24 protein-coding genes, 1 tRNA gene and 2 pseudogenes are annotated in these 24,446 nt (G+C 68.2%); 11 read left to right on the top strand and 16 right to left on the bottom strand.

The window, feature by feature from the left end; genetic code table 11:
• Positions 1–10: 10 nt before the first annotated feature.
• The 5 genes and pseudogenes from G6N16_RS12780 to G6N16_RS12765 all read right to left on the bottom strand — a co-directional run bounded on the left by G6N16_RS12780 (position 11) and on the right by G6N16_RS12765 (position 4,418).
• Positions 11–562 (bottom strand): hypothetical protein, encoded by a 552-nt coding sequence (locus tag G6N16_RS12780; RefSeq protein ID WP_133052916.1) that lies wholly within the window; start codon positions 560–562, stop codon positions 11–13.
• Positions 563–1,240: 678 nt separating this feature from the next.
• Positions 1,241–1,483 carry a hypothetical protein gene (locus G6N16_RS21810; protein WP_234805792.1) on the bottom strand — a complete coding sequence of 81 codons (243 nt, stop codon included), beginning with the start codon at positions 1,481–1,483 and terminating at the stop codon, positions 1,241–1,243.
• Between the two features lie 56 nt (positions 1,484–1,539).
• A pseudogene (locus tag G6N16_RS22135) lies at positions 1,540–2,007 on the bottom strand (MPT63 family protein); the annotation flags it as partial.
• Positions 2,008–2,103: 96 nt separating this feature from the next.
• Positions 2,104–2,787, bottom strand: coding sequence for a sensor domain-containing protein (locus G6N16_RS12770; RefSeq protein WP_083030279.1), 684 nt, complete (start codon positions 2,785–2,787; stop codon positions 2,104–2,106).
• Positions 2,784–4,418 (bottom strand): serine/threonine-protein kinase PknH/PknJ, encoded by a 1,635-nt coding sequence (locus G6N16_RS12765; RefSeq protein WP_234805791.1) that lies wholly within the window; start codon positions 4,416–4,418, stop codon positions 2,784–2,786. The genes G6N16_RS12770 and G6N16_RS12765 overlap by 4 nt, the downstream gene beginning before the upstream one ends.
• Here G6N16_RS12765 and G6N16_RS12760 point away from each other — a divergent pair.
• Positions 4,417–5,415: a hypothetical protein gene (locus tag G6N16_RS12760; RefSeq protein ID WP_163787870.1), complete on the top strand. Its 999-nt coding sequence runs from the start codon at positions 4,417–4,419 to the stop codon at positions 5,413–5,415. The genes G6N16_RS12765 and G6N16_RS12760 overlap by 2 nt on opposite strands.
• Positions 5,416–5,451: 36 nt before the next feature.
• Here G6N16_RS12760 and G6N16_RS12755 read toward each other — a convergent pair whose 3' ends face one another.
• On the bottom strand, positions 5,452–7,176 hold the full coding sequence (locus G6N16_RS12755) for a serine/threonine-protein kinase PknH/PknJ (protein WP_163787869.1): 1,725 nt from the start codon (positions 7,174–7,176) through the stop codon (positions 5,452–5,454).
• A gap of 153 nt (positions 7,177–7,329) precedes the next feature.
• Between G6N16_RS12755 and G6N16_RS12750 the strand changes: the two genes are divergently transcribed.
• The 3 genes from G6N16_RS12750 (at position 7,330) to G6N16_RS12740 (ending at position 8,639) form a co-directional block, all read left to right on the top strand.
• Positions 7,330–7,899: a hypothetical protein gene (locus G6N16_RS12750; RefSeq protein ID WP_163787868.1), complete on the top strand. Its 570-nt coding sequence runs from the start codon at positions 7,330–7,332 to the stop codon at positions 7,897–7,899.
• Between the two features lie 65 nt (positions 7,900–7,964).
• Entirely contained in the window at positions 7,965–8,384 is a 420-nt protein-coding gene (locus G6N16_RS12745) for a hypothetical protein (protein WP_133052914.1), read from the top strand.
• Between the two features lie 36 nt (positions 8,385–8,420).
• A complete protein-coding gene (locus G6N16_RS12740; protein WP_083030275.1) occupies positions 8,421–8,639 on the top strand; it encodes a hypothetical protein in 219 nt (72 codons plus the stop codon).
• A gap of 26 nt (positions 8,640–8,665) precedes the next feature.
• Here G6N16_RS12740 and G6N16_RS12735 read toward each other — a convergent pair.
• The 5 genes from G6N16_RS12735 to G6N16_RS12715 form a co-directional block, all read right to left on the bottom strand.
• A tRNA-Cys gene (locus tag G6N16_RS12735) sits at positions 8,666–8,736 on the bottom strand.
• A gap of 60 nt (positions 8,737–8,796) precedes the next feature.
• Positions 8,797–10,194, bottom strand: coding sequence for an MFS transporter (locus G6N16_RS12730; protein ID WP_083030293.1), 1,398 nt, complete (start codon positions 10,192–10,194; stop codon positions 8,797–8,799).
• 20 nt (positions 10,195–10,214) lie between these two features.
• Positions 10,215–12,395: an excinuclease ABC subunit UvrB gene (gene uvrB, locus G6N16_RS12725; RefSeq protein ID WP_083030292.1), complete on the bottom strand. Its 2,181-nt coding sequence runs from the start codon at positions 12,393–12,395 to the stop codon at positions 10,215–10,217.
• A 51-nt stretch (positions 12,396–12,446) separates the two neighbouring features.
• On the bottom strand, positions 12,447–13,634 hold the full coding sequence (locus tag G6N16_RS12720) for an NAD-dependent formate dehydrogenase (RefSeq protein WP_083030274.1): 1,188 nt from the start codon (positions 13,632–13,634) through the stop codon (positions 12,447–12,449).
• A gap of 76 nt (positions 13,635–13,710) precedes the next feature.
• Positions 13,711–14,610, bottom strand: a complete 900-nt coding sequence (locus tag G6N16_RS12715; RefSeq protein ID WP_083030273.1) for a LysR family transcriptional regulator — start codon at positions 14,608–14,610, stop codon at positions 13,711–13,713.
• A gap of 75 nt (positions 14,611–14,685) precedes the next feature.
• On the opposite strand from G6N16_RS12715, the gene G6N16_RS12710 reads away from it, so the two are divergent.
• The 7 genes and pseudogenes from G6N16_RS12710 to G6N16_RS12680 all read left to right on the top strand — a co-directional run bounded on the left by G6N16_RS12710 (position 14,686) and on the right by G6N16_RS12680 (position 18,519).
• Positions 14,686–15,201 (top strand): hypothetical protein, encoded by a 516-nt coding sequence (locus tag G6N16_RS12710; RefSeq protein WP_083030272.1) that lies wholly within the window; start codon positions 14,686–14,688, stop codon positions 15,199–15,201.
• Positions 15,194–15,805, top strand: a complete 612-nt coding sequence (locus G6N16_RS12705) for an RES family NAD+ phosphorylase (protein WP_083030271.1) — start codon at positions 15,194–15,196, stop codon at positions 15,803–15,805. The genes G6N16_RS12710 and G6N16_RS12705 overlap by 8 nt, the downstream gene beginning before the upstream one ends.
• Positions 15,806–15,842: 37 nt before the next feature.
• Positions 15,843–16,097: an antitoxin gene (locus G6N16_RS12700; protein ID WP_083030270.1), complete on the top strand. Its 255-nt coding sequence runs from the start codon at positions 15,843–15,845 to the stop codon at positions 16,095–16,097.
• Positions 16,094–16,267, top strand: a pseudogene (locus G6N16_RS12695) (type II toxin-antitoxin system VapC family toxin); the annotation flags it as partial. The gene G6N16_RS12700 and the pseudogene G6N16_RS12695, both read left to right, overlap by 4 nt.
• A 193-nt stretch (positions 16,268–16,460) precedes the next feature.
• Positions 16,461–16,931 (top strand): DIP1984 family protein, encoded by a 471-nt coding sequence (locus G6N16_RS12690; protein WP_083030269.1) that lies wholly within the window; start codon positions 16,461–16,463, stop codon positions 16,929–16,931.
• A 400-nt stretch (positions 16,932–17,331) separates the two neighbouring features.
• Entirely contained in the window at positions 17,332–17,844 is a 513-nt protein-coding gene (locus tag G6N16_RS12685; protein ID WP_083030291.1) for a ribonuclease FAU-1 family protein, read from the top strand.
• A 102-nt stretch (positions 17,845–17,946) separates the two neighbouring features.
• Positions 17,947–18,519, top strand: coding sequence for a hypothetical protein (locus G6N16_RS12680; protein WP_179961203.1), 573 nt, complete (start codon positions 17,947–17,949; stop codon positions 18,517–18,519).
• Here the strand turns inward: G6N16_RS12680 and coaE are convergent, their stop codons facing one another.
• From coaE to G6N16_RS12655, 5 genes are all read right to left on the bottom strand, one after another.
• Complete coding sequence (coaE, locus tag G6N16_RS12675; protein ID WP_083030268.1) at positions 18,520–19,725, bottom strand: dephospho-CoA kinase; 1,206 nt, start codon at positions 19,723–19,725, stop codon at positions 18,520–18,522.
• Between the two features lie 90 nt (positions 19,726–19,815).
• Positions 19,816–21,252, bottom strand: a complete 1,437-nt coding sequence (gene rpsA / locus G6N16_RS12670; protein WP_083030267.1) for a 30S ribosomal protein S1 — start codon at positions 21,250–21,252, stop codon at positions 19,816–19,818.
• A 159-nt stretch (positions 21,253–21,411) separates the two neighbouring features.
• The gene (locus G6N16_RS12665; RefSeq protein WP_133052913.1) at positions 21,412–22,359 is read right to left on the bottom strand and encodes a lysophospholipid acyltransferase family protein; all 948 of its coding nucleotides are present in this window, start codon (positions 22,357–22,359) and stop codon (positions 21,412–21,414) included.
• A gap of 20 nt (positions 22,360–22,379) precedes the next feature.
• On the bottom strand, positions 22,380–23,189 hold the full coding sequence (locus tag G6N16_RS12660) for an acyl-CoA thioesterase (protein ID WP_234805795.1): 810 nt from the start codon (positions 23,187–23,189) through the stop codon (positions 22,380–22,382).
• Positions 23,167–24,429, bottom strand: coding sequence for a threonine/serine exporter family protein (locus G6N16_RS12655; protein WP_083030264.1), 1,263 nt, complete (start codon positions 24,427–24,429; stop codon positions 23,167–23,169). Before G6N16_RS12655 ends, G6N16_RS12660 begins: the two co-directional genes overlap by 23 nt.
• Between the last annotated feature and the right edge of the window lie 17 nt (positions 24,430–24,446).

Genomic DNA, 24,446 nt, shown 5'->3' with positions numbered 1-24,446 from the left:
GGACTGCCGTCTAAGAGTGGGTGGTCCACCAGCGGTACAGAGCAGTCAATGCGTCAACGCCCGGGGCACCCTCGGCTACGACCACCAGCAGCCGGGATTCGTCCGTCCAGGCCACCACGGGTGTTTTGTCCTGCCACCCGCACATCAGGGTGCCGGCGCTGACCTGCGGCGCAGCGCTTCGCCGCCACGGTCCGGGTGACTGAATATTGCCGGGACACAGAACCACTTTGGTGCGGTTCACGACCTGATTGAAGGCAGCGTCGAGCCCGGCCTTGTCACCGGCGCCGGTCAGTGTCAGTCGGCTCGGATCTCCGGCCGTACCGGAGCCCTTGCAGACGATGCTCGGTTGGGTGCTGCCAGCGGTGTCCGGCGCGCACCCATTCCCGTCGATTCCGGGCGGCAGCATCGACAGAAGCTTGGAATCCGGCTTCGGGGCTTCGGTTGTCGTCTGTTCTGCGCGAACGGGCCCATCCGATTGAGGAGCGCGTGAGCCGAACAGCACCACAACGCCGATCAAGCACAGGACCGCCACCGCAAGGACTGACCCCGAGATCATGATCAACCGGCGCCGCGGCTTCGGCGGCGGTGGGGGCGGTTCAGCCGCCGACTCGAAAAGATTCCACCAACCCTCGCCGCCGCCGGGTGGCGGAGCCGGTGGCGTGGGACCAGCCGACAAGCGCGGATCCGTCGGATGCTCGTCGCGGCCGGACCGTTGTGGTGCCGTATACGGCACCTGAGGCCCCACGGGTTGTGTGGGTTGTGTGGGGGGCGGGCCTTGAGGGGGAACTGACGGGGACGCGCCAGCAGGTGGCGGAACCGGACTGTGCAGCCACCCCGGCTCACCCGGTGGCATGGGAGGCGTGCTCATCGATCAGGCCCTTGCCGTCAGTTGGCAGCGCCACCTACATGCGACGCCGGGCTGGCAGCAGGGTCCTGCACCACTCCGTTGGCCGGGACCGAGCCCACACCGTGTGGCTGCCCCTCCACCGGCGTGCCCTGGCTCACGCTCGCCGGCGTGCCGCCATTGCCGGCTGTCGCCGGCATCCCCTCAGAACCGGTACCAACAGGTGTCCCCTGGCTGCCGCCGACCGGGGTGCCCTGGCTTCCGCCTTCGGTACCCGTCGCCGGAGTTCCGCCCGGCACGTCAGCAGCGGGCGTACCCGCCGAACCATTTCCGGCTGGGGTTCCTTCACCGCCGCCAACCGGGGTTCCTTCGCTCCCACCACCGGCGGGAGTGCCTTCACTGCTGCCGGCCGGGGTGCCCTGGTTCGGCACGGGCGACGGGCTCGGCGAAGGTGAAGGCGACGGACTCGGCGACGGCGACGGGCTGGGAGACGGAGACGGACTGGGAGAGGGTGAGGGGCTCGGCGAAGGAGACGGCGAGGGGCTCGGCGAAGGTCCGGCCGCGGCGGGCTGCTGTCGTGCCGGTGCGGGTGCTGAATGCGCCGGGGCACCTGCAGCAGGAGTCTTCGCGGGCGTCCAAGCCATCAGCTCAGCTGTGTTGTTGCGGTAGAACACGGTGTCCGGGTCCGCGCCCGTCACATCGAAGTAGAGCTTTCCCGTCACCTTCTCACCTGGTGCGAGGGTTTCCGGGTTGATCCCGTTGGGAGTCGCAATGCCGAACAGCACGCGATAGGAGTCTCCGTTTGCGGCGCGCGCATTGAAGTTGGAGACCATCGGGATAACCGACCCCTGAATGGCCTCATCCGTCGCCGTCGCCTCCCACAGGGTCCCCTTCGGCTCGTAGGAGATGGCGTCGTGACTGGGCTTGAGCGCAGTGACCGTCCACGCCTGAACCAGGTCGCCGTTCGTCAACTCACCCCGATCACCCAGCGACACCACACCGGGGTCGTCCGCTGGAGCGGTCGGGATGCCCAATGTGAACGCGGCAAACACCGCTGCTGCGCCAACCCCGGCAACTGAAACCTTACGCACGGTCGCATCCTTCCGACTTACTGACGAAACCGCTCTTGCGATCTGCCGCGAACCTAACCTAGCAAACTTCATTGCCGGCCCGTTCTCGTGGTTGACCCGTGCCGATGACAACAGACCTGGCACCACGATCCCGGGCAGCCCCGACTCATGATCACACAACCGACACGTTTAGATCCTGTTCAACACGAACGACACGAGTTGGGCCGAGCGGCGGCCGACGATGGTCCGATCGGAATTGCAGCTGATGACGTCGACGACGAGGTTGGCGTGCACACTGATCGCCCGCGCGCACCCGAATCCTTGACCACCCTCCTTGGCGCGCGTGACGGTGTGCACGCCGTAGGTCATCTTCGGTGGGCCCGCGACCCAGTTGACCGTGTCACCGGCGAAGGTAATCATTTTTCCCGAACACTCGGCCCACGACGCCGTCACCGAGTCGAGAAACGTCTGTGCGCCGGCACGGTCGTCGAACCGCACCACCGCCACGTCGACAGTGCTGGGTGTGTCGCCGATGCCCTCGGCCATCGCCTCGCCTCGCACATCGGTCTGCTTGTTGCCATATCCTCCGCCGACCATCAGCGTCGTCGTGCAAGCGGGACTCGACGGGCCGGCGACCGCCGCGGGCAGAGTCGTATACGTGCGGGGGGCACCCAGCGGTCCGGTGTGAGCGACATCGGCAGCCTCCGCGGCCGAGGGCAGTAACGCGGCCATCGCGCTCGCCGACACCAGTCCGTCGCCGGAACCGTCCGTGCCGAAATGACCTGCACCGCTGACGCTTTGGCTGCACCCAGCGGCGAGAACAGCTGCTGATGCAAGTGCGCACGCAGCCAACTTGTGCCGCACTCGCGTCATTTGTCCGGTATCCCATCACGAATTGCCTGCGCCATCTCCACCGTGTGCTCCAGCGCATTCTCGAATCCGCAAATGGTGACGTCCACGACCACGTTGTTGCGCGCCGTCAGCGCACGGCCGCACACCATTCCGGCGCCGCCTTCCATATTCTGCGACAGCTTGAGGATCCCGTCAGCGGTGGTGGGTTCACCCACCTGGATGATGATGGTCGACTTGGTCGGATCCCTCGGTCGGAGCTTCAGCTGGGTGTTCGAGCACTGCTGCCAGTGCGCTGCCTGCTTCTTCGCAAACACGTCAGCAGCTTCAGGCGAGATGAACGTAACGACGACCTGCTGGCCGAACTGTGCAATCCCCATCGAATTGACCGGCGTGCCGACTTCGTGAAAGGCCTGGTAGCGCGAAGCAATCCAGCCGTTGCCCTGGTACTCGTTGATCTGGCCCGGAGCGAAAGCCGCCGAGCACGTCGGGTCCACCAGTAGTTCGTAATCCGAGGCCAACAGAGATTGGGCGGGGTCGGTGCCGATGGTGACCCCGGTGATCGCCGAGAGTTTCTGTGCGCCCAGCAGGAAGCCGGTCAGAGCACTGTCATCGACTGGCGCGGGAGTGGTCGGCGATGCCACCACCGCGTCCGATTCCGCCGAGTGCCGGGTGGCCAACACAATTCCCGCAATGGCGGCAACCAGCACGACGGCACCAGTCAGGGCAACGAGGAGGGAGCGGCGGCGCCGCGGCGCGGCCGCCGGGGCCGGACCCGATGCACCGACGAACCCGACCGGATTCGCGGGCACCGGGCCACTCGCCGGTGCAGGGAAGCTGGCTGTCGGCAGCCCCCAGGGCGGCGTGCCCGCAGGTGGCGCGGCGGTGCCGGTCAGAGCCGCGTTGGCGGCGGCGGCCAGTTCACGGGCGGTGCCGTAGCGCTGGGCGGGATCCTTGGCCATCGCCTTGGCCAGTACGTCGTCCAGGGCCGGCGGAAGCCCGGGCCGCACGCTCGACAGTCTCGGCGGCGGCTGGTTGAGGTGAGCCATCATCACCGCGGCGATGTCCTTGCCGGGGTACGGAGCACGCCCGGTCATCAATCGGAACAGCGAGCAGCCCAGTCCGTAGATGTCGGCGCGGCCGTCGACCTTCGCGCCGGTGAGCGCCTCGGGCGCGGCGTAGGTGACCGTCGCCATGACCGATCCCGTGGCGGTCAGCGAGTGGGCATCGTCGAGAGCGCGGGCGATCCCGAAATCGGCCAACAGAACCCGCTCGCCCTCATCACCATCGGACGAGAGCAGGAAGTTGGCCGGTTTGACGTCCCGGTGCACCACGTGACGCTGATGCGCATAATCCAGCGCCTTCGCGACCTCACCGATGATATGCACGGCTCGACGCGGGGTCATGGTGCCGGCCTGCAGCGCCTTCTCCGCGTCCGTGCCGTCGACGAACTGCATGGCGATCCAGAGCTGCCCGTCGGCCTCACCGCGCCGGTAGATACCGACGATGTTGGGGTGGGAGAGGCCCGCAGAGACGTCCGCTTCCCGGACGAACCGCGCGCGGAAATTGGCGTCGCGAGACAGTTCTGCTGATAGAACCTTCAGGGCGTCCGACCGCGGTAGCGACGGGTTGCGCGCCAGGTAGACCGTGCCCATGCCGCCGACCCCGAGCACCCGCTCGATCTGGTACCCGGCAAACACCGACCCCGGCGGAAGTCCGCTATCAGTCATCGGTCCGCCCGAGCGCACGCCAATTCACCCTGTCACGCTACCCCGTGGGGGTGCTGGAACCGGGGATAGCGGAACGCCGACACCGACCGCCGATGCGAAACCAGATGTCGCATCGATTTTGTCGGGGGAAACCTTCGCGCTGGTGTGCGGCGGCAACTGGGACTGGGACGACGAGCCCGGATTCGCCGAGCGCGGGCTGCCCGCGGTCACCGACCCGGTGACCCTGGCCTCGATTGCGTCCACGTATTTCGGTTTCGACGACAACCCGGCGGGCACCCCCGCCGGTATTCCGGTGGTGCTGCCCGACGCCGCGCTCGGGCTGGCGCCAGTCTCCCCGGTGCACCTGTTGCTGGCCGGCGTCACCGACCGGGACACCGACCTATGGCGGGATACCTATCAGGAGCTGGCCGGTTTCGTCGCCGGGTACGCCACGGCGCATCCGGAGTGGGCGCCCAAGCAGACCGATACGCCCACCGTCGGCGAGGGGTTCTCGACACCGGGACCATCGCCGGTGCGCACCGCATGGCTTGCCACGTGGCAGAACGAGTTTCCCGCATGGGCGCGTCGCTACCCCGGGGAGTGGGATTTCACCGCCGAGTCCATGGACCAACTCGACGAAATGGTCCTCGGGCGGTTCACCGACGTGGCCGAACTCGCCGACCCTGCCAATCGCGATTCCGTCGAGGGCGCGTGCTGGTATCTCGGCGAAGCATTGATCCGACACGGTGCGCAGAGCGGAATGCCGTCACGCTGGATCTACCGCAGTTGGCTGAAGAAGCCCGATGTATCCTCCGATTTGGTGTGCTTTCAAATCCAAGGCAACGACACCACACGTATGACGACACCGTATTACGCGTTCTTCAACGCCGCCGAACAACACTTGCCGAAATCTCGTAGGAAGTTGAATGGTTGGCGGGGCTAAGCAGTACGGCAGGGATCGCACGTGTTCTAGCTAACGTCAACCCGGCAATCCCTCGGCAATACGGCTGACGAGCGTCCGCGAAGGCGCACCGGAGGCAGCGTCGCCACAGATGTCGGCCTCGATGATGACGTTGCCGCGGCGCGCCAGCGAGTGCGAGCACAGTGCCCGGCTGTTGTCGTCGGAATGGGTGAGCACGGTCAAGATTCCGTCGGACGTCACTTCGGGCGTCCCGATCCGTTGATAGCGCGTCGATTCGGTGAACTTCAGCGTAACCCGGCGATCACTGCACGCCTTCCACGCGGTTACCTGCTGATCGAAAAACGCCTTCGCCGTGCCGACGGTGAGGAAATTGACGACACCCTGGACAACGTTGGGCGTCTTTGCCGTGTCATCAGCGTAGTAGCTGTACTGGAATTGCGCACCGGAGTATCCGCTTCCGGTGTAGGTCGTTTCATCGCCCGGGGCCCACGCACCCACGCACTCCTTGTCCTGCAGGGCCTTGGAATTGGGAACCGGAGCCGGCACCATCGCCTTCTCGACCAGTTCCCGTCCACCGGCGAGCTCCTGCACGTCGCCCAGCGGCAGCAGCAGATCGCGCAGCTCATGGATGCTCAACGGCTTGGCCGCCTGAACGGACTCGCTCGACGACGGCAATGACGTGGTTCCGCCACCTCCGGCCTCGGCCTCGTCGTCACCGCCGAACACGACGACCGCTCCGACGGTTCCGGCGACCAGCACGGCGACCCCGGCCAGCACCCCGATGAGCCGTCCCCGACCGGACTTGGGCTTCGGGGTGGCCGGCGGGGCCATCATCAGGCCCGGCGGGGTGTAGGGAGGGGGCTGCGGTCCGCCCGACGGCGCCACCGGCCAACCCGCCGTCGGCGTCGCCTGCCACCCGCTCGGGGGCGCCGCGGGCATCGGCGCCGAATGATCGAAGGCCGCGGCGGCGGCGGCCGCCAGCTCCCGGGCGCTGCGGTAGCGCTGCGCGGGATCCTTGGCCATGGCCTTGGCGATCACGGCGTCCAGGGCCGGGGGCAGGCCGGGCCGGACCGCGGTGACCCGCGGCGGCGGCTGGTTCAGGTGGGCAAGCATGACCGCGGCGGTTCCGCCTCGGGGGTCGAACGGCACCCGGCCGGTCAGCAGCCGGAACAGCGAACAGCCCAGGGCGTAGATGTCGGCGGGGGCGCCGGCGCTCCCCCCGGACAGCGATTCCGGCGCAGCGTAGGTGACGGTGGCCAGCAGGGATCCGGCCCCAGTGATCGAGGACCCCTCGTCGAGGGCGCGAGCGATACCGAAATCTGCCAGCAGCACCCGCTCGGTGTCACCGCCGTCGTTGGCGATCAGGAAGTTGGCGGGCTTGACGTCGCGATGCACCACGTTGCGGTGGTGGGCGTAGTCCAGGGCGCGGGCGACCTCGCCGATGACGTGCACGGCGCGCCGTGGGGTCATGGTACCGGCGCTCAGCGCCTTCTCGGCGTCGGTGCCGTCGACGAACTGCATGGCGATCCACAGTTGGCCGTCGCTGTCCCCGCGGTCATAGATGGAGACGATATTGGGGTGGTTCAGCCCGGCGGCGACGTCGGCCTCCCGAACAAACCGGGCCCGGAAGTCCGCGTCGCGGCTCAGTTGCGACGACAGCACCTTGAGGGCATCCCAGCGGGGCAGGTCGGGGTCGCGGGCCAGGTAGACCGTGCCCATCCCCCCGGAGCCCAGGATGCGCTCAAGTCGATAACCGGCGAACACGGATCCCGGACCGAGCATGCTCAGGCCGATCCGTCGCTGGTGCCGTGCACGGGTGGTTCCGTTCGTCGTCGAATGTTGGCCGGGGGCCGATCGTTGTCGCTCGATTTCAGCATAGGCAGTGCCCATCCGCCGGGCTGACAGGGATTTCGGCGCGCGCGTTAACCTACCGGGATGGCTGCAGAACTCACCCCGGTGAAGATCGTGTCCGTCGCCGCCGTCGCCGCAACGCTGGTGCTGTCCGGCTGCTCGGGCCACAAGGCCGACGAGGGTGCCGCGACGCCGACGTCCGCGACCGCCGCCAGCACCACCGCGAATCCGCCGGCACCCGGCGGCCCGGTCGCCGAGACCAATCTGCCCGAGGGATTTCCGAAGGACATCCCGATTCTCAAGGGCACGGTCACCGGCAAATCCTTCGACGTGCCCGGTACCACCGGCAAGATGTGGACGTTGCGGGTCGCCGACGTCGGTGCCGATGGTTTCCAGCAGGCCCAGCAGCTGCTCACCGACGCGGGGTTCAAGATCGACAAAGAGGCCAGCGCCGAGCCCGGATGCGATCTGCAGGGGGCGCTGAGCAAGGACCGGCCGGAGGACGGCGGCGGCTACACCATCGTGCTGTGCAGCCAGGCCATCGACAAGAGCACCCGGCTGACCTACTCGGTCAACGTCTATCCCCAGTCCGACTGGGGCACCAACCTGAAGCCGCCCAGCGACGTGCCCGTATTCCCCACCGCGCCGAAGTAGCCGCCTCACCGCGACGGCGGAAACTGGTGATCCGACCACCTCCGGCGGCCGCATAGTCTTCGGATATGCGCCCACGGACTGTTGCCGCCGCCGCTCTGGCGGTGCTGCTGTCGGGCTGCACTCCGGCGCACAACCCGGCCGACGCCGGCTCGTCGGCACCGGTGTCGTCGGCACAGGCGGTGGCGGGAACCGACTCCGTCTGGCTGCCGTCGGCTGACATTCCGTTGTCGTCGAAGTACCACTGGCCACCCCTGGCCGACTCCGCGCAGGCGGTGACCAGCCCACGGTTCCGATTCGAAGAGCTGTGCCACTCGACGGTGATGGAATCCCGCGGCCACCTGGAGAATCAGGGCATGGCAGCCCGGCGCGCCCAGTCGCCGGCGCAGGACAGCGGTGAGTGGCAGGTGCAACAGACCATCGTCATCTGGAGGCCGGAACCGAGCGATCCGCAGAGTCCCGACGACGGCCGCTACTTCTTCAACTAACTGCAGGGCGAGCTCGCCCAGTGCGCCACGGCGCAGGTGCGGCCCGGACCGGACGGGACGTCGCTGGACTACACCGTTACCGGTCCCGACAACGTCGTCGCGCACGGCTATCTCGTTCGTGCGCAAGGGTATTGCGCGCTCACTGAACTCGTCCTGTGGGCGGGTGGTCAATCGGCCACCGAGTGGAGCGTCGATGCGGCGGCGACCAACGACGCACTCGCCGCGGCGCTGCGCACCGGCCCACGCTGCACCTGATCGGTGGTATACCGGAGGCCCGAGAGAGCGAGTGACGGGAATCGAACCCGTGTGAACGGCTTTGCAGGCCGGTGCCTAGCCTCTCAGCCACACCCGCGTTGCCCGCAAGTCTGCCGTCGAAACATGGCCCGGCCCAGCGTTTTACCCACCGTGATTGCTATCGCCGCGCCGCCCGCACCGATGCCGTCAGCCCGAGCAGCGCCAGCACGGCGAACACCCCGAACAGCCAGCGGGCCGGCGCGGCACCGCCGTCGTCGGTCAGGTTGACGACCACCCCGGCCAGGCCCGCGCCGAATGCCCCGCAGATCAGCTGCACAGTGTTGATCGCCGCCGCGGCGACGGTCCGCTCGTCGGGATCGTCGACGGCGCCCATCACCCACGCCGACAGATGCGGCCAGGCGATACCGACACCGGCGCCGGTCACCACCAGCGCGACCACCCACGCCGCGACATCGCGCGGGCCGGCGTCGACGCGCTGGGTCAGTGCAGCCAGGGTGAGCCCGAGCGCCATCAGCGCCGGAGCCAGCGCGACGATCCGCGAGCTCACCGCGCGCCGGTCGACGATGGCGCTGATCAGCTCTCCCCCGGTCCAACCGACCGAGAGCCCGGCGGCCAGGAATCCCGCGGCCAACGGGGTCAGCCCGGCCAACCGGTGGGCGAACAGCGGCACGAACATGTCGACCATGGTGGCGGCCATCAGCAGACCCAGAGTCAGATACATCCACTTGAGCGGACCGGGCCGAAACGCCGTCGCCGGCAGCACCGAGACCCGCGCCCGCCGGTCCAGCACCACGAACACCGCCACCAACGCCATCCCGACCGCCAGCAGCGCGGCGGTGGCCTCGACACGGTCGGGCAGCCCCGCCGCGCTGATCGCCAGGGCGGCAACACCCAGCAACAGCAACGAGCGCACCGGGATCTCGGTGCGCGCAGCGGCCCCGGCGCGCCGGCCGGCGGGCAACGCCCACGGCACCACCAGCGCCATCAGCACCGTCAGGATCACCAGAACACCGAAGGCCCACCGCCACTGGCCGATCTGGGCGAAGAACCCGCCAGCCGCCGGCCCGACCAGACAGCCGACGCCCCACATCGCGGACACCAGCGCCGATCCCCGGGTCCACAGCGACGGCGGCAGCGCGGCGTTGATCACCGCGTAGCCCAGCCCGGCCAGGACTCCCCCGCCGATGCCCTGCAGTCCGCGCCCGGCCAGCAGCAGTTCCATCGTCTGCGCTCCGGCGCACAGCAGGCTGCCGGCACCGAAAACGGCCAGTGCGATCAGGTAGGCGCGGCGTGGGCCGTACCGGGCCAGCAGGCCACCGACCGTCGTCGCGGCGGCCACCGAGGCAACCAGGTACACCGAGGTGACCCAAGCGTAGAGGCGCTGTCCGCCGATCTCGGCGACGGTGGACGGCAGCAGGCTGACCGTCAGGAACTCGTTGGTGGCGTACAGCGCGACACCGCCGGCCAGCACGATGCAGGCGCCGAGGTAGCGCCGCGACAGCAACTCTCCCCAGGTGCCGGGACCGGCTTCCGCGGAGTTCGGGGCGCCGGCCATGATCACACCGTACGGCGTGGCTATTTCAGCCCGGCGGCGTCCATCCCGCGCAGTTCCTTCTTCAGGTCGGCGACCTCGTCGCGCAGCCGGGCGGCAAGCTCGAACTGCAGGTCCCGAGCGGCGCCCATCATCTGCTCGGTGAGGTCCTTGATCAGGTCGGCCAGCTCCGCGCGCGGCATGCTCGCCGTGTCGCGGCCCTCGACGATGCCCGCGCTGACGGCGCGGCCGGGCTCGCCCTGCGCCCGTCGTCCCCGCGAAGCGTTGCGTCCGGAACCACCGACCGGCACGGATTCGGACGCCTCGGTATCGTCAGCCTCCCGGTAGACCTGGTCGAGGATGTCGGCGATCTTCTTGCGCAGCGGTTGCGGGTCGATGCCGCGCTCTTCGTTGTAGGCGATCTGCTTGGCGCGGCGCCGCTCGGTCTCGTCGATGGCTTCCTTCATCGAGTCGGTGATCTTGTCGGCGTACATGTGCACCTCGCCGGACACATTGCGTGCCGCCCGGCCGATCGTCTGGATGAGGCTGCGCGGGGACCGCAGGAACCCTTCCTTGTCGGCGTCGAGGATCGCGACCAGCGACACCTCCGGCAGGTCCAGGCCCTCGCGCAGCAGGTTGATGCCGATCAGCACGTCGTACTCACCGAGGCGCAGTTGGCGCAGCAGCTCCACCCGGCGCAGCGTGTCGACCTCGGAGTGCAGGTAACGCACCCGGATGCCCATCTCCAGCAGGTAGTCGGTGAGATCCTCGGCCATCTTCTTGGTCAGCGTGGTGACCAGTACCCGCTCGTCGCGCTCGGTGCGGGTGCGGATCTCACCGATCAGGTCGTCGATCTGGCCCTTGGTGGGTTTGACGGTCACCTTCGGGTCCACCAGACCGGTCGGGCGGATGACCTGTTCGACGAATTCGCCGCCGGCCTGGGCCAGCTCATAGGGTCCGGGAGTGGCCGACAGGTACACCGTCTGGCCAACGCGTTCGGCGAACTCCTCCCAAGTCAGCGGCCGGTTGTCGGTCGCCGACGGCAGCCGGAAACCGAAGTCGACGAGGTTGCGCTTACGCGACATATCACCCTCGTACATGCCGCCGATCTGCGGCACGGTGACGTGCGATTCGTCGATGACCAGTAGGAAGTCCTCGGGGAAGTAGTCGAGCAGGGTGGCCGGCGCCGATCCGGCGGGCCGTCCGTCGATGTGCCGCGAGTAGTTCTCGATCCCCGAGCAGAAGCCGACCTGGCGCATCATCTCGATGTCGTAGCTGGTGCGCATCCGCAGCCGCTGGGCCTCCAGCAGCTTGCCTTTGTTCTCCAGTTCGGCCAGCCGTTCGGCGAGTTCCTCCTCGATGCCGGAGATGGCCGCGGCCATCCGTTCCGGGCCGGCGACGTAGTGGGTGGCCGGGAAGATCCGCAGCGCGTCGACCTGGCGGATGACGTCACCGGTCAGCGGGTGCAGGTAGTACAGCGCCTCCACCTCGTCGCCGAAGAATTCGATGCGGATCGCCAGTTCCTCGTACGACGGGATGATCTCGACGGTGTCGCCGCGCACCCGGAACGAGCCTCGGGTGAAGGACATGTCGTTGCGGGTGTACTGCACGTCGACGAGCAACCGCAGCAGCTGATCCCGGACCACCTCGTCGCCGACCTTCAGTTCCACCGAGCGGTCCAGGTAGGACTGCGGGGTGCCCAGGCCGTAGATGCAGGACACCGACGCGACGACGACGACGTCGCGCCGGGACAGCAGACTGGAGGTCGCCGAGTGCCGGAGTCGCTCGACGTCGTCGTTGATCGAGCTGTCCTTTTCGATGTAGGTGTCGGTCTGGGCGATATACGCCTCGGGTTGGTAGTAGTCGTAGTAGGAGACGAAGTACTCGACGGCGTTGTTGGGCAGCATCTCCCGTAGTTCGTTGGCGAGCTGGGCGGCCAGGGTCTTGTTCGGCGCCATCACCAGGGTGGGCCGCTGCAGCCGTTCGATCAGCCAGGCCGTGGTCGCGGATTTGCCGGTGCCGGTGGCGCCGAGCAGCACGATGTCGCGCTCGCCGGAATTGACCCGTCGTTCCAGTTCTTCGATGGCAGCCGGTTGGTCACCGGCGGGTTGGTATTCGCTGACCACTTCGAATGCGGCGCCGGAGCGCACGATGCCCTCGACCGCGTCGGCGGCCGGCCGGTATTCCGAGTGCGCGACCACCGGGTGTTCGGATGCGAATGCCATGATCCCCAGGGTAGGCGCGGGCACCGACATCCGGGTCGGGCAGTGAGCTCGCTACCCGGCGTCGCTGCCCGGGCTCCCTGAACCGTCGGCGGTGTAGGACTGCGCGCCGGTGCCGGCCAGGCTGCCGCCGTGGACGATGAGGTACTCGTCGCGGATGTCGCGGCCGGCGAAGAAGTCCTCCAGGATCTCCCGGGTTCCGGCTGCGTATCGGGCCTGCGCCGACAAGGTCGTGCCCGAGACGTGCGGCGTCATGGCCTCGTGCTTCATGGTGCGCCACGGATGGTCGACGGGCGCCGGCTGCGGGAACCAGACGTCACCGGCGTAGCCGGCCAGCCGGCCGGACTCCAGAGCCTGCACGATGGCGTCGCGCACCACGATCTCGGCGCGGGCGGTGTTGACGATGTAGGAGCCGCGCCGCATGGTTCCGATGAGGTCGGCGTCGAACAGGTGGTAGGTCTGCGGATGCAGCGGTGCGTGGATGTCGACGATGTCGACCGCACCGACCAGCGACCGGACATCCGGGTGGTAGGTGAGGCCCAGTTCCTCTTCCACCGCGGCGGGCAGCCGCCGGGTGTCGAAGTAGTGCAACCGGACGTCGAACGGCGCCAACCGCCGCAGCACCGCCTGGCCGATGCGACCGGCGGCGATGACGCCCACGTCCAGCCCCTCCAGGTCGTACGCCCGGGAGACGCAGTCGGCGATGTTCCAGCCGCCGTTGATCACCCATTCGTGGCACGGCACGAAGTTGCGCACCAGCATCAGGATCTGCATGACGGCGTGTTCGGCCACGCTGATGCTGTTGGAGTAGGTCACCTCGGCGACGGTGATGCCGGCCTTGATCGCCGCGTCGAGGTCGACATGGTCGGATCCGATGCCCGCGGTTAGCGCGAGTTTCAGCTTGGGCGCCTTGGCGATGCGCTCGGCGGTGAGGTAGGCCGGCCAGAACGGCTGGGAGATGACCACGTCGGCATCGGGGAGTTCCTTCTCGAACACCGAGTTCGGACCGTCCTTATCGGAGGTCACCACCAGTTCGTGCCCGGCGGCCTCCAGGTACCGACGCAGCCCGAGTTCGCCGGACACGCAGCCGAGGAGTTGACCGGGGATGAAGTCGATCGCTTCCGGTGTCGGCGCGGTCTGCCCGCCCGGGTACGACGTGATCTCCGGTATCGAATCGCGCGCGTAGACAGGTGGGTAGCCCGTCACCGGGTCGGGGTAGAGCACACAGAGGATCTTTGCCATGGATTCAGTCTCGGCCGCTAGCTCCGAGGCTGTCCAAGACGAGTTTCCGATCCGGTGATAGGCAGCGCCGATCGAGCTACGGACCTTTGCTGCTCGACATGTCTTTCGCGGTCTGGATGAGGGCGCGGGCAAGCACCGAGCCGGGCTGCGCCGCATTGGTCACCAGAACCACCCGGGCAGTCACCGGGGGGCCGTCGAGGGTCAGTGCCCGGACGCCGGCGGGCGGGGGCAAGGCGTCGAGCCAGGTCTGCGGGACGACGGTGGCCCATCGTCCGGTGGCGACGTGCGTCAGCAGTACGACGACGGAGTCGCTCTCCAATCGCGGGATCACCGCAAGCCCCCGATCGGCGAGCGCTTCGTCGATGAGCCTGCGGCCCCGCATGCCCGGAGTCAGCAGGCACATCGGCAGTTCCAGCGCATCGGACCAGCCGATGCTGTCCGTGCGACCGGCCAGCAGATCGCCGCCGGCCAGCAGTACTTGGCGCTCCTCGTACAACTCGGTGATCGTCAGTCCCTCGGTATCCTGCGGGTCGGGGTAGATCACCCCGGCGTCCAGCTCGAACCGTCGGACGCGGGCGGTGATGTCGGCCGAGCGCAGACTCGTCTCCACCTGCACGCGCACCAGCGGGTGGTCGGCGCAGAACGGGTCGGTTATCCGTGCCACGGTGCTGGACGCCGCCGGTATCACCCCGAGGCGTAGTTCGCCGGTCAGGCCGGTTTGCAGCGCCACGACCTCCTGTTTGAGCGCGTCGTGGTCGGCGAGGATCCGCCGCGCCCACAGCACCAGGCGCTCCCCCTCCGGGGTGAGACTTTCGAAGTTCTGACCGCGGCGGACGAGCGGGACCTTCAGCTCGCGCTCCAGTTTCCGGATGGCCTCCGACAGGGCCGGTTGCGAGACGTGGCAGGCACTGGCGGCGCGGGCGAAATGACGTTCTCGTGCCAGCGCGACGAAGTACTCCAGCTGACGAAACAGCATGTCTCTATTCGACCACGCCCGCACCAGGTTGATTCGATTGTTTCAATCGAATGAGGTCCGGCGTATCGTGGAGGCATGACCTCCGCCGTCGCCCCGCTGGTTCGCGAGATCACCCAGCGCGCCGAGCGCGATCCCCGGTTCGCCCAGGTGCTCGAGCTGCTCGTCGATGCGCCGACGCGGCCCGACGGCACCCTGGAGAGGATCGCCGCGGCCAACCTGAACCGAACCCGGCGCACCGCGCTGTCCGAGGAATTCCGTGACGGAGCGCTGCCTACGCCGGCGGTGCAGGCGGCACTCGGGCTGCGCACGCCGCAGGCCGTGCATCGCCTGCGTAGCCGGGGCAAGTTGGTCGGGGCGCCGATCGGTAATCAAACCTGGTTTCCCGCATGGCAATTCGATGACGACCGGATCCGCCCCGAGCTACCGCGGATCCTGGAGCTGCTGGCCCGATTCACCGGAGATGCGATGACGGCGGACCGGATCATGCGGATCACCCACGACGAGCTGGGCGGGTCGTCCATCTCGGCGGCACTGCGCCGACCGGATCTCGCCGAGACCGCCTGGGGCCTGCTGGCCGCCCTCGGTGCCTGAGCTCGCGGCCGGGTACCGGCACCCGCCGCCGGAGCAGCGGCCCCTGGGTCTGCGCCGACGATCGGTGGCCGCCGGGACCCAGCTGTGGCGGGTGGAGGCCGCCGCGTTCGCCGACTGGGACTGGGCGGGCTTTCCCGAACCGCGATACCGCTTCGATCCCGCCACGGGCGCCTTCCGCACCCGCTACGCCGGGCGGCTGCCCACCGGGGCCTTCCGGGAGCGCTACCGGGCAACCGGCCTGGTGATTCCCGCCGATCACGCCGCTGATCACCTGGTCCGGCTGACCACGGTCCGGCCGTTGCGGGTGCTCGACCTGCGCACCGAGCGCAACCTGGATCTGCTCGACGTCGACGACCAGATCAGCACCGGTCAGCATCCGGACGTCTGGCGCACCTGCCAGCAGCTCGCCGACGCGACCCGGCGCTGGTGGCCAGACCTCGACGGGATCGTCTACCGATCCCGCACCACACCGGAATCGTCGTTGAATGTCGCCTTTTTCGGCAGCGAGGCGTTCACCGGAACGTCCTGGAGACTCGCCGACCGGCCCGACGTGCTGGCCGGGCTGGTGCTGCGGCACGGGTTCACCGTGAGCTGGGAGCTATGACGCTAAAGCATCACCCATACTGATGCTGTGCTGTCACATGCGTACCACGGTGACCTTGGATGACGACGTCGTCACCGTGCTCCGCCGGAGCATGGCCGAACGCGGCATCTCCTTCAAGCGCGCCCTCAACGAGGCGATCCGGGCAGGCACCCAACTGCGCCCCGCGCCGGAGCCGTTCCATACCGCCGTGGCCGACCTCGGAGTGCCCTCGGCCAACCTGGATCGCGCGCTGCAGCTGGCCGCCGAACTCGAAGACGAGGAACTGATACGACGGCAGCGTCGCGGAGCATGAAAATCGTCGATGCGAATGCGCTTCTGTACGCGGTCAATTCAGCCAGTGAACACCATGACACCAGCCGCACCTGGCTGGACCGGGAGTTGTCCGGCGCGGACACCGTCGGGCTGGCATGGCTGCCGATGCTGACCTTTGTCCGGCTCACCACCAAACACGGACTGTTTCCAGGCGTCCACTACTCCACACCGGAGGACTTGCTGGCCTGACGCTCCCTTGGCTGCGTCGGCAACGATCAGCCGGGGTGCCTGAGTGCGGCGAAAAATGCGTTGCTCACTCCCCCGATCCTCGTCATCATGGAACACCTGTCCGGCGCGGCTCGGAAACGCCCTCGCGCACTGCATGATTGGAGGAGGTGTAGATATGAAGCTGGCTGAGGCGCTGTCGCTGCGGGCCACCACCCTGCGGCGGATCGAGGCGCTGCGCACCCGGGTCAAGGCCAACGCGCGCTACCAGGAGGGTGAGACCCCATCCGAAGACGCCGCGGCGCTGATGGCCGAGGCCGACGGTCTGATCGACGAGTGGGAGGCCCTGATCCGCCGGATCAACCGGACCAACGCCGCGGCGAACATCGGCGTCGACGGCACCCTCACCGACGCGCTGGCCCGTCGCGACGCTCTGCGCTGGCGGCATCACCTGCTGACCACCGCCGCCGACGCCGCGGCCGGGGCGGACAACTCCGGCTACGCGCGGCAGCTGCGCTCGGAACTGAAGATGTTCGCCGCGCTGCCGGTGTCGCAGGTACGGGCGGACGCCGACCGGGCCTCCCGCGAGCTGCGGGAACTCGACGTACGGATCCAGCGCGCCAACTGGGAGGTGGATCTGCTCGACTGATCCGGGTGTAAGCAGGTAGTCGTCGCGGAGGCGTGCACAAGCCCAGACCGGCGGGCCAAGCCCGGTCTCTGTCGGCGCGCGGAGGGCAGCGCGGAGGGTTCGACTCCCTCGATCACAACGCAGCTCCGCACAGCGCACAGGTCACGGCGCACTGCGCATCGTGCATCACCGCGTGCAGATCCGTCGGCGACGAGGGCGGGCACGGGGCATGCACCCAGGGATCACCCGCCGAGCGTGGGCCGTAGCAACCGTCGAGGTTGACTACGACCCACGTTCGGCGCGTCCGGGGGCACCACCGGTGGACCGCCCCGCTACGAACGTGACGCCTGCTGGCCGCATGGGTTGTTTCCGGCTCACATTCGGCGGGTTGGGGTTGCGGCGAGACACTAGGCTGGCGGGCATTCACCCACCCAAGCGCGAGATCTTCGACGTGGCCGCCGGCACGAACACCGACAACAAGGGGTTCGTCCGGGCGGTGGATCGCTATGAGCGAGCCCCGTGGGGGCTGTATCTGGCTCGGGAGGCCCCGGGCCGGTCCCAGTTCAACTATCTGCAGTCGTGGCTGCTGCCCGCGCTCGGGCTGCGCGCCACGGTCTACGACTGGAATCCCGGCCACGAGCGCACCCAGGACTACTACCTCGACGTCGCGGACATCACCGTCGAGCAGGGCGAACACGGCGAGGTGTGGCACACCGAGGACCACTACCTGGACCTGGTGGTGTTCCGGGGCGAACACACCGAGGTCCTCGACATCGACGAATTCCTAGAGGCGCACCGGGCCGGGCTGCTGCCCGACGAGATCGCGCAGCGGGCACTGTCGACCGCCCTGGCCGCGGTGGCCGGCCTGGCTGCCCACGACCATGACCTCGGGGAATGGCTTGCCGGTAACGAGATGCCGATCTGGTGGAGATAGGCAATAATAAGAACTGCTAATCACGTGATTCGCTGGATGGCGGCCGATGCGCGATGCTCGCGACAGGCAATCGGCCGGTTCCGGCGCAACGAGAGGCCTGCCTTGCCCGTCTCCACCACCGCCCGCCGCGGCGCGGCGGCCTGCTGCGCCGTCGTCGCGCTGTGTGCCGCGCCGGCCGGAACGGCCCTGGCCGAGCCGCAACCCGAACCGGAGCCGACCCCGGCCGATCAGCCCGCGGCGACCCCGGCGCCCGAGGGAGCGCTGCACAACATCACCTACCGGGCCCGCATCGACGGCCTGGCGCGACGCGCCACCATCAGCTACCGCTTCTCCGACACCGAGGTGCAGTCGGCCGACCCGAGCATGCTGCCCGGTCGGGTCTTCGAGGCCCAGGCGGTGCTCAGTCACCCCAGCAAGGCCGGCATGCGGGTGGCCATCGACCTTCCGTACTCGGCGAATCTGCACTGCGAGATCGAAGTCGACGACGAGGTGGTCGCCCAGGCCGACACCTTCGTCGCACCCCGGTTGACCCGGCCCAAGGACGATCCGGACTACGGCGCGCTGTTGTGCGGTGCGCCGGTGACCGATACCGCGGCGACCGTGCCGGTGGACCCGACCGTCAGCTCCCCCGCGGCCCCCGCGGACGCCGCATCCCCCACCGGCACCACGGAATAGTTATCCGGCGGTCCAGCCGGTGCCCTCGGCCCAGGCGCGGGCCCGGCTGTACGCGTCGAGGAACCACGGCTCCTTGGCCTCCGCGTAGGCACCGTGGTGGGTTTCGGGATCGGGATGGGCCGTGCGCTCGGCGGCGGCCAGCTTGAGCTCGCGATAGTCCTGCGCCGCAGCCGGATTGGCGGCCAGCCAGTCGACGAACATCAGCGCGAACTGCTGATTGGGTGCGCCGTCGACCCGCAGGTGCAGATGGGTGGGCCGCCCAGGATCGGCCGAGGCGTGGAATCTCTTCTGCCACTGGGCCGGATCGTCGGTGTGCGCCACGTCGGCGACGACGCCGGGCAGCCGCGGATAGCCCGCGGCCAGCAGCTCTTCGGCGAGTTCGTCGGCGACGGCGAGTGATTCGACGGTGATCTGGATGTCGATGATGTCCTTGGCGTCCATCCCCGGCACGGCGGTCGAGCCGATGTGGTCGATGCGCCTGGCACGGTGCCCGCAGGTGGTGTTGAGCCGGGTGAGGATGCGCCTGGCCTGATCCGGCCAACTCGGGTCATAGGGCACGACGGCAAGGCCCGCACGGGCCGGTCGGTGCTGGGCCAGGTTCTCCGCGAACGGCTCGATGCGCTCGTACCACAGCGCCCGGGTGGCTTCGACCAATTCACCGGCGCCGCCCGAATTATCCAGCCAGACATCGGCGACGGCTCGGCGCTGCTCGTCGGTGGCCTGGGCGGCGATGCGGGCCCGCGCGTCCTCTTCGGTGAAGCCGCGGTACTCGATGAGCCGACGCACCCGGGTCTCCGGATCGGCGTGCACGATGACCACCAGCGGAAACATCGGCGCCATGCGCGATTCGACCAGCAGCGGGATGTCCTCGACGATGACGGGGTTGCGCTGCGCCACACGGGCTTCGGCGATCAGCTCGGTGCGCCGTGCGCCAACGAGCGGATGCACGATGCCGTTGAGCGTGGCCCGTTTCTCGTCGTCGGAGAAGGCGATCGCCGCCAGGGCAGGCCGGTTCAGCGCACCGTCGGACGCCAGGATGTCACGACCGAAGGCGTCGACCAGGCGTGCCAGCCCCTCGGTGCCCGGTTCGACGACCTCCCGGGCGATCAGGTCGCCGTCGACGACGACGGCCCCGCAGTCGGACAGGGCGGAGGACACCGTGGACTTGCCGGCGCCGATCCCGCCGGTCAAACCGATTCGCAGCATGGACCCATCCTGTCAGGGCCGATATGCGACGAACTCCCCGGCTCCTGAAGAGCCGGGGAGTTCGTCGTTATCGTGTTGCGCGGCAACCTATCAGGCGTTGCCCGCCAGCTTCTCGCGCAGAGCGGCGAGCTGGGCGTCACTGGCCAACGAACCGCCGACCGGCTCGTCGGAGCGCGAGCTGCTCGTGGTCGGCCGGGCGGCCTCCTCGGCCTCGGCCGCGGCGAACTTCTCCATCTGCGCGGTGTGCATCTTGTGGCGACGCTCGGCCTCGGCGTAGCGGGCCTCCCACTCGGTGCGCTGGGAGTCGAAGCCCTCGAGCCATTCGTTGGTCTCGGAATCGAAGCCCTCTGGGAAGATGTAGTTGCCGGCCTCGTCGTAGCTGTCGGCCATGCCGTACTTCGACGGGTCGAACTCCTCGGTGTAGTCCTCGTTGGCCTGCTTGAGACTCAGCGAGATCCGGCGGCGATCCAGGTCGATGTCGATGACCTTGACCATCGCGTCGTCGCCGACGGCAACCACCTGGTCCGGAACCTCCACGTGGCGCTCGGCCAGCTCGGAGATGTGCACCAGGCCCTCGATGCCCTCCTCGACGCGGACGAACGCACCGAACGGCACCAGCTTGGTGACCTTGCCCGGAACGATCTGCCCAATCGCGTGGGTGCGGGCGAAGTGGCGCCACGGGTCTTCCTGAGTGGCCTTGAGCGACAGCGAAACCCGCTCGCGGTCCATGTCCACGTCGAGAACCTCGACGGTGACCTCGTCGCCGACGGCGACAACCTCGGACGGGTGGTCGATGTGCTTCCAGGACAGCTCGGAAACGTGCACCAGGCCGTCGACGCCGCCGAGATCGACGAACGCGCCGAAGTTGACGATCGAGGACACCACACCCTTGCGGATGGCACCGCGGGTGAGCTGGTTGAGGAACTCGCTGCGCACCTCGGACTGGGTCTGCTCCAGCCAGGCGCGGCGGCTCAGCACCACGTTGTTGCGGTTCTTGTCGAGCTCGATGATCTTGGCCTCGATCTCCTTGCCGATGTACGGCGCGAGATCGCGGACGCGACGCATCTCGACCAGGGACGCGGGCAGGAAGCCGCGCAGGCCGATGTCGAGGATCAGGCCGCCCTTGACGACCTCGATGACGGTGCCCTTGACGGCCTCGTCCTTTTCCTTGAGCTCTTCGATGGTGCCCCAGGCCCGCTCGTACTGAGCGCGCTTCTTGGACAGGATCAGGCGGCCTTCCTTGTCCTCCTTGGTGAGGACGAGCGCTTCCACCTCATCACCGACGGACACCACCTCGTGGGGGTCGACGTCGTGCTTGATGGACAGTTCGCGGGAAGGGATGACGCCTTCGGTCTTGTAGCCGATGTCGAGCAGGACTTCGTCACGGTCAACCTTGACGATGGTGCCCTCAACGATGTCCCCATCGTTGAAGTATTTGATGGTCTTGTCGATGGCGGCGAGAAAGTCCTCGGCCGAGCCGATGTCGTTGACGGCTACTTGCGGCGAGGTGACGGAGGGACTTGGCATGTGGTGGGTTGCTCCGGACAGGTTTAGTCGTAGGGATGGATTTTTGGTTCGCGCCCACGCGAAAATCGCGCGTGAGCACCCTGTGAGCCTACTCGACTGGTCCTACGCTGGACAAACCCGCCCGGACTCCCCCCGTTTTGACCTGTATCGACCGAACGCCTAGCCACCCGTTCGGCGGCCCAGGGAGTCGGAAACCAGTCCCCCGGGCATCACCCACTGCTCGGGCTCGGCATCGATGAACTCCGTCATCGCGTCGGCGATCTGCTGGCAGAGCTGCTGAACTTCGGCCGGGTCGGCGTCCGTCGGCAACGAGGGCACCGGGATGGGCCGGCCGATGACCGGTTCCCGGCGGTGTTTGGCCTGGTACACCGCGGCCGGAACGATCGGCGCCCCGGTACGCAACGCCAGCAGCGCGGCGCCCGGCCCGATCACCCGCTCCGTGCCGGCCAGTTCGACGGTCACTCCGGTTCCGCCGCCCGCGCGGGCCCGGAAGTAGTCACCGGCCACGGCGACGATGCGCCCGCGTTCCAGCGCGTCGGCCATCGCGCCGGTGATGCTGCTCCCCCGCTCCTTGTCCACGGCAACCAGTTCGATCCCGGCCTTGCCGGCACCGCGCTCCATCACCCACTGCATCGGGGCGGACTGCCGGTTGGCGACGATGGTCGTCGGGAACCCATTCAAAGCCAGCACCACCGGCAGCGAGGCGTAGGAGCCCAGGTGCGGGAAGACGACGACCACGCCGTGCCCTGCGGCCAGCGCCTCGGCCAGCGGCTGCGGGTCGGCGATCCGGAACCGCCGCCGGGCCCGCTCCGGGGAGGCGGTGAGGAACCACAGCGCGTCGTTGGCGTTGCGCACCAAGGCCCGGTACATGGCCCGCACCGGATGCCATTTACGTAGCGATCGCTGAGCGGTCGGGTCGACGTTGTCGCGGAAGTCCTGCAACACCTGCGAGTGCAGAGCGTGACCCTTCCAGTACGCCAACCGGGCCATCACCACGGTCAGCACGTCGGAGTAGCGGGCCGGCAGCGCCGCGAGCATGCGCGAGAAGAACAGCACCGTATGACGCAGTGCTGCCGGGACCCGCGCCGGACGGCCGTTCTCGCTCACCGGCCAAGCGTAGGTGGGATTCAGCCCTTGAAATACACCAGCTGGTGGCTGGAGGCCAGCAGCACACCGTCGCGGCCCCACAGGGTCGCGCTCTGGTCGAAGAAACCGCGGGAGAACCGCAGCGCCCGCGCCGTGCACAATAGGAAGTCGTCGCCGAGCGCCGCCAGCTCGTCGCGGCTGGCGTGGAAATACGTCGTCAGCGAGATGGTCCCCGCCGGGATCAGCCGTCCGGTGCGCAGGTAGATCCGGGGGAAGAAGATGTCGGAGCAGGCGGCCAGGCCCGGATAGTCCAGCGGGCGTCCCGCCGCGTCGCGCACCCACAGCGTCGTCGTCGACGACGGGGACTCTTCGCCTTCGGTCAGCGGCGGCGCACCCTCGACCATCCGCAGGTCGAACCGCGACAGCCAGATCGGGAAATCCTGGCCGCGCCGTTCGACGTCCTCCGGTGCCGGCACCACAGGCATGACGGCTTCGACGTCGGTCCAGGTGTCCCGGTGGACGCCGAACACCGCGGTGGCGGTGGTCTTGGGCTCGCCGTCCTGGCACAGCTCGACGATCCAGTGCTGGTTGGTGCGATTGGTTCGTACCGGATTGAGCAGCAGCTCGAAGGGTCCGTCGGCGATCGGCGCCAGATAGTTGACGGTCAGCGCCAGCGGGTCACCGAGTGCCTCCGGGTGCGATGCGATGGCCCCGACCAGCGTCGCCGCGGTCATGCCGCCGAACGGGCCGACCATGTTCGCCCAGGCCGGGTGGGTGGCCCCGGTCAGCCGATTCGGCGAATCGGTGCCGGCCAGCTCGAGGGCTTCGTCAAACGGGTGGACCATGGGGATCAGTCTGACGCATCTCCATCCCGAACCTTGCGCGGTGGGTCAGCACCGCCCAGACCGCAAGCCCAGCCTGGATACCCAGCGACACCGCGATCATCGAGATCAGCGTCGACGGCAGGGCGGAATCGCCGTCGGCGCCGAAGATCTCGGCGAACCCGATCAATCCCATGCCGCCGGGGACCAGCAACCAGAAACCGGGCAGCACCATCGTCATCGCCGGCGGCGACTTGGGCATTCGGCTGACTACCAGCGCGGCCACCATCAACACCATGCCGCCGAGAAAGCCGGACGCGTAGCTGCCCAGCAGCCGGTCACCGAAGTACTGCCCGGTGAACGCCAGGTAGGCGACCACCAGCAGCCAGGGCAAAAATGACCGCGGTGGACCGAGGAAGAACATCACCCCGACGGCATAGACCAGCACCCCCAGCCACGGCGCCCACGGCCCCAACAGGTTCGCCGGATTGGCCGTCAGCGGGACGTCGTCGACCCCGAAAATCTGTGTGGCGACCAGGATTCCGAACGCCAGCTGGGCCAGCTGCATCATGCCCGCGATCAGCCGGGCCGACCCGGACACCACATCCCGGGAGGTCAGTTCGATCACCGCCAGGGTGATCGCCGCGCCCGGCAGGAACACCGCCAGCGGCGGCACGATCGCGCGCAGACCGACGTGGTCCAGGCCGATCATCTGCGCGCCTTCCACGCAGACGGCCGTCACGATGAACGCGGCGAACACCGGAACCAGGTTGGCCAGCGACGGGTAGCGGTCACCGATCCGGCACAGCACCCCCACCACCAGGCCGAGAACCGCGGCGACCAGTAGGTTTATCTTCGACGGTTCGACCACCAGCGACAGCCCGGCGCTCCACATGCCGTAGCCGAATATCTTCACCCACCACGGGTACGGCGGGGGTGCGGCCAGCAGCCGCGTCAGCCGATCCTCGCCGGCGGCCGCGGACAACTGGCCCTTGAGTGTCTCCGATATCACGCTTGCCAGCGGAAAGGTCTGGTCGAACTGGAAATCACCCGACGGCCTGACGACCTCGACCACCGTGCCGGTGTCGGTGCACGCGCCGGTGACCTGCACCTGAACGGGCAGCACGCTCGACGTGCACGGGGTCCCGTATTTGCGAGAGGCCCGGTCGATGAGTTCCCGAACCAGAGGAACGGGATAGTTCGCGTCACACATGGTCGCGCCGAGTCGCGCCAGGAAGTGAAGCTGTTGCCGCTGAGTGGAATCCGTCATCGGGCTGCCAACCGGGA

Origin of the sequence: Mycolicibacterium insubricum (assembly GCF_010731615.1) — a bacterium.
GTDB lineage: Bacteria > Actinomycetota > Actinomycetes > Mycobacteriales > Mycobacteriaceae > Mycobacterium > Mycobacterium insubricum.
Note: the sequence above shows the minus strand (reverse complement) of the source record. Positions and strands in the feature narration are given on the sequence as shown.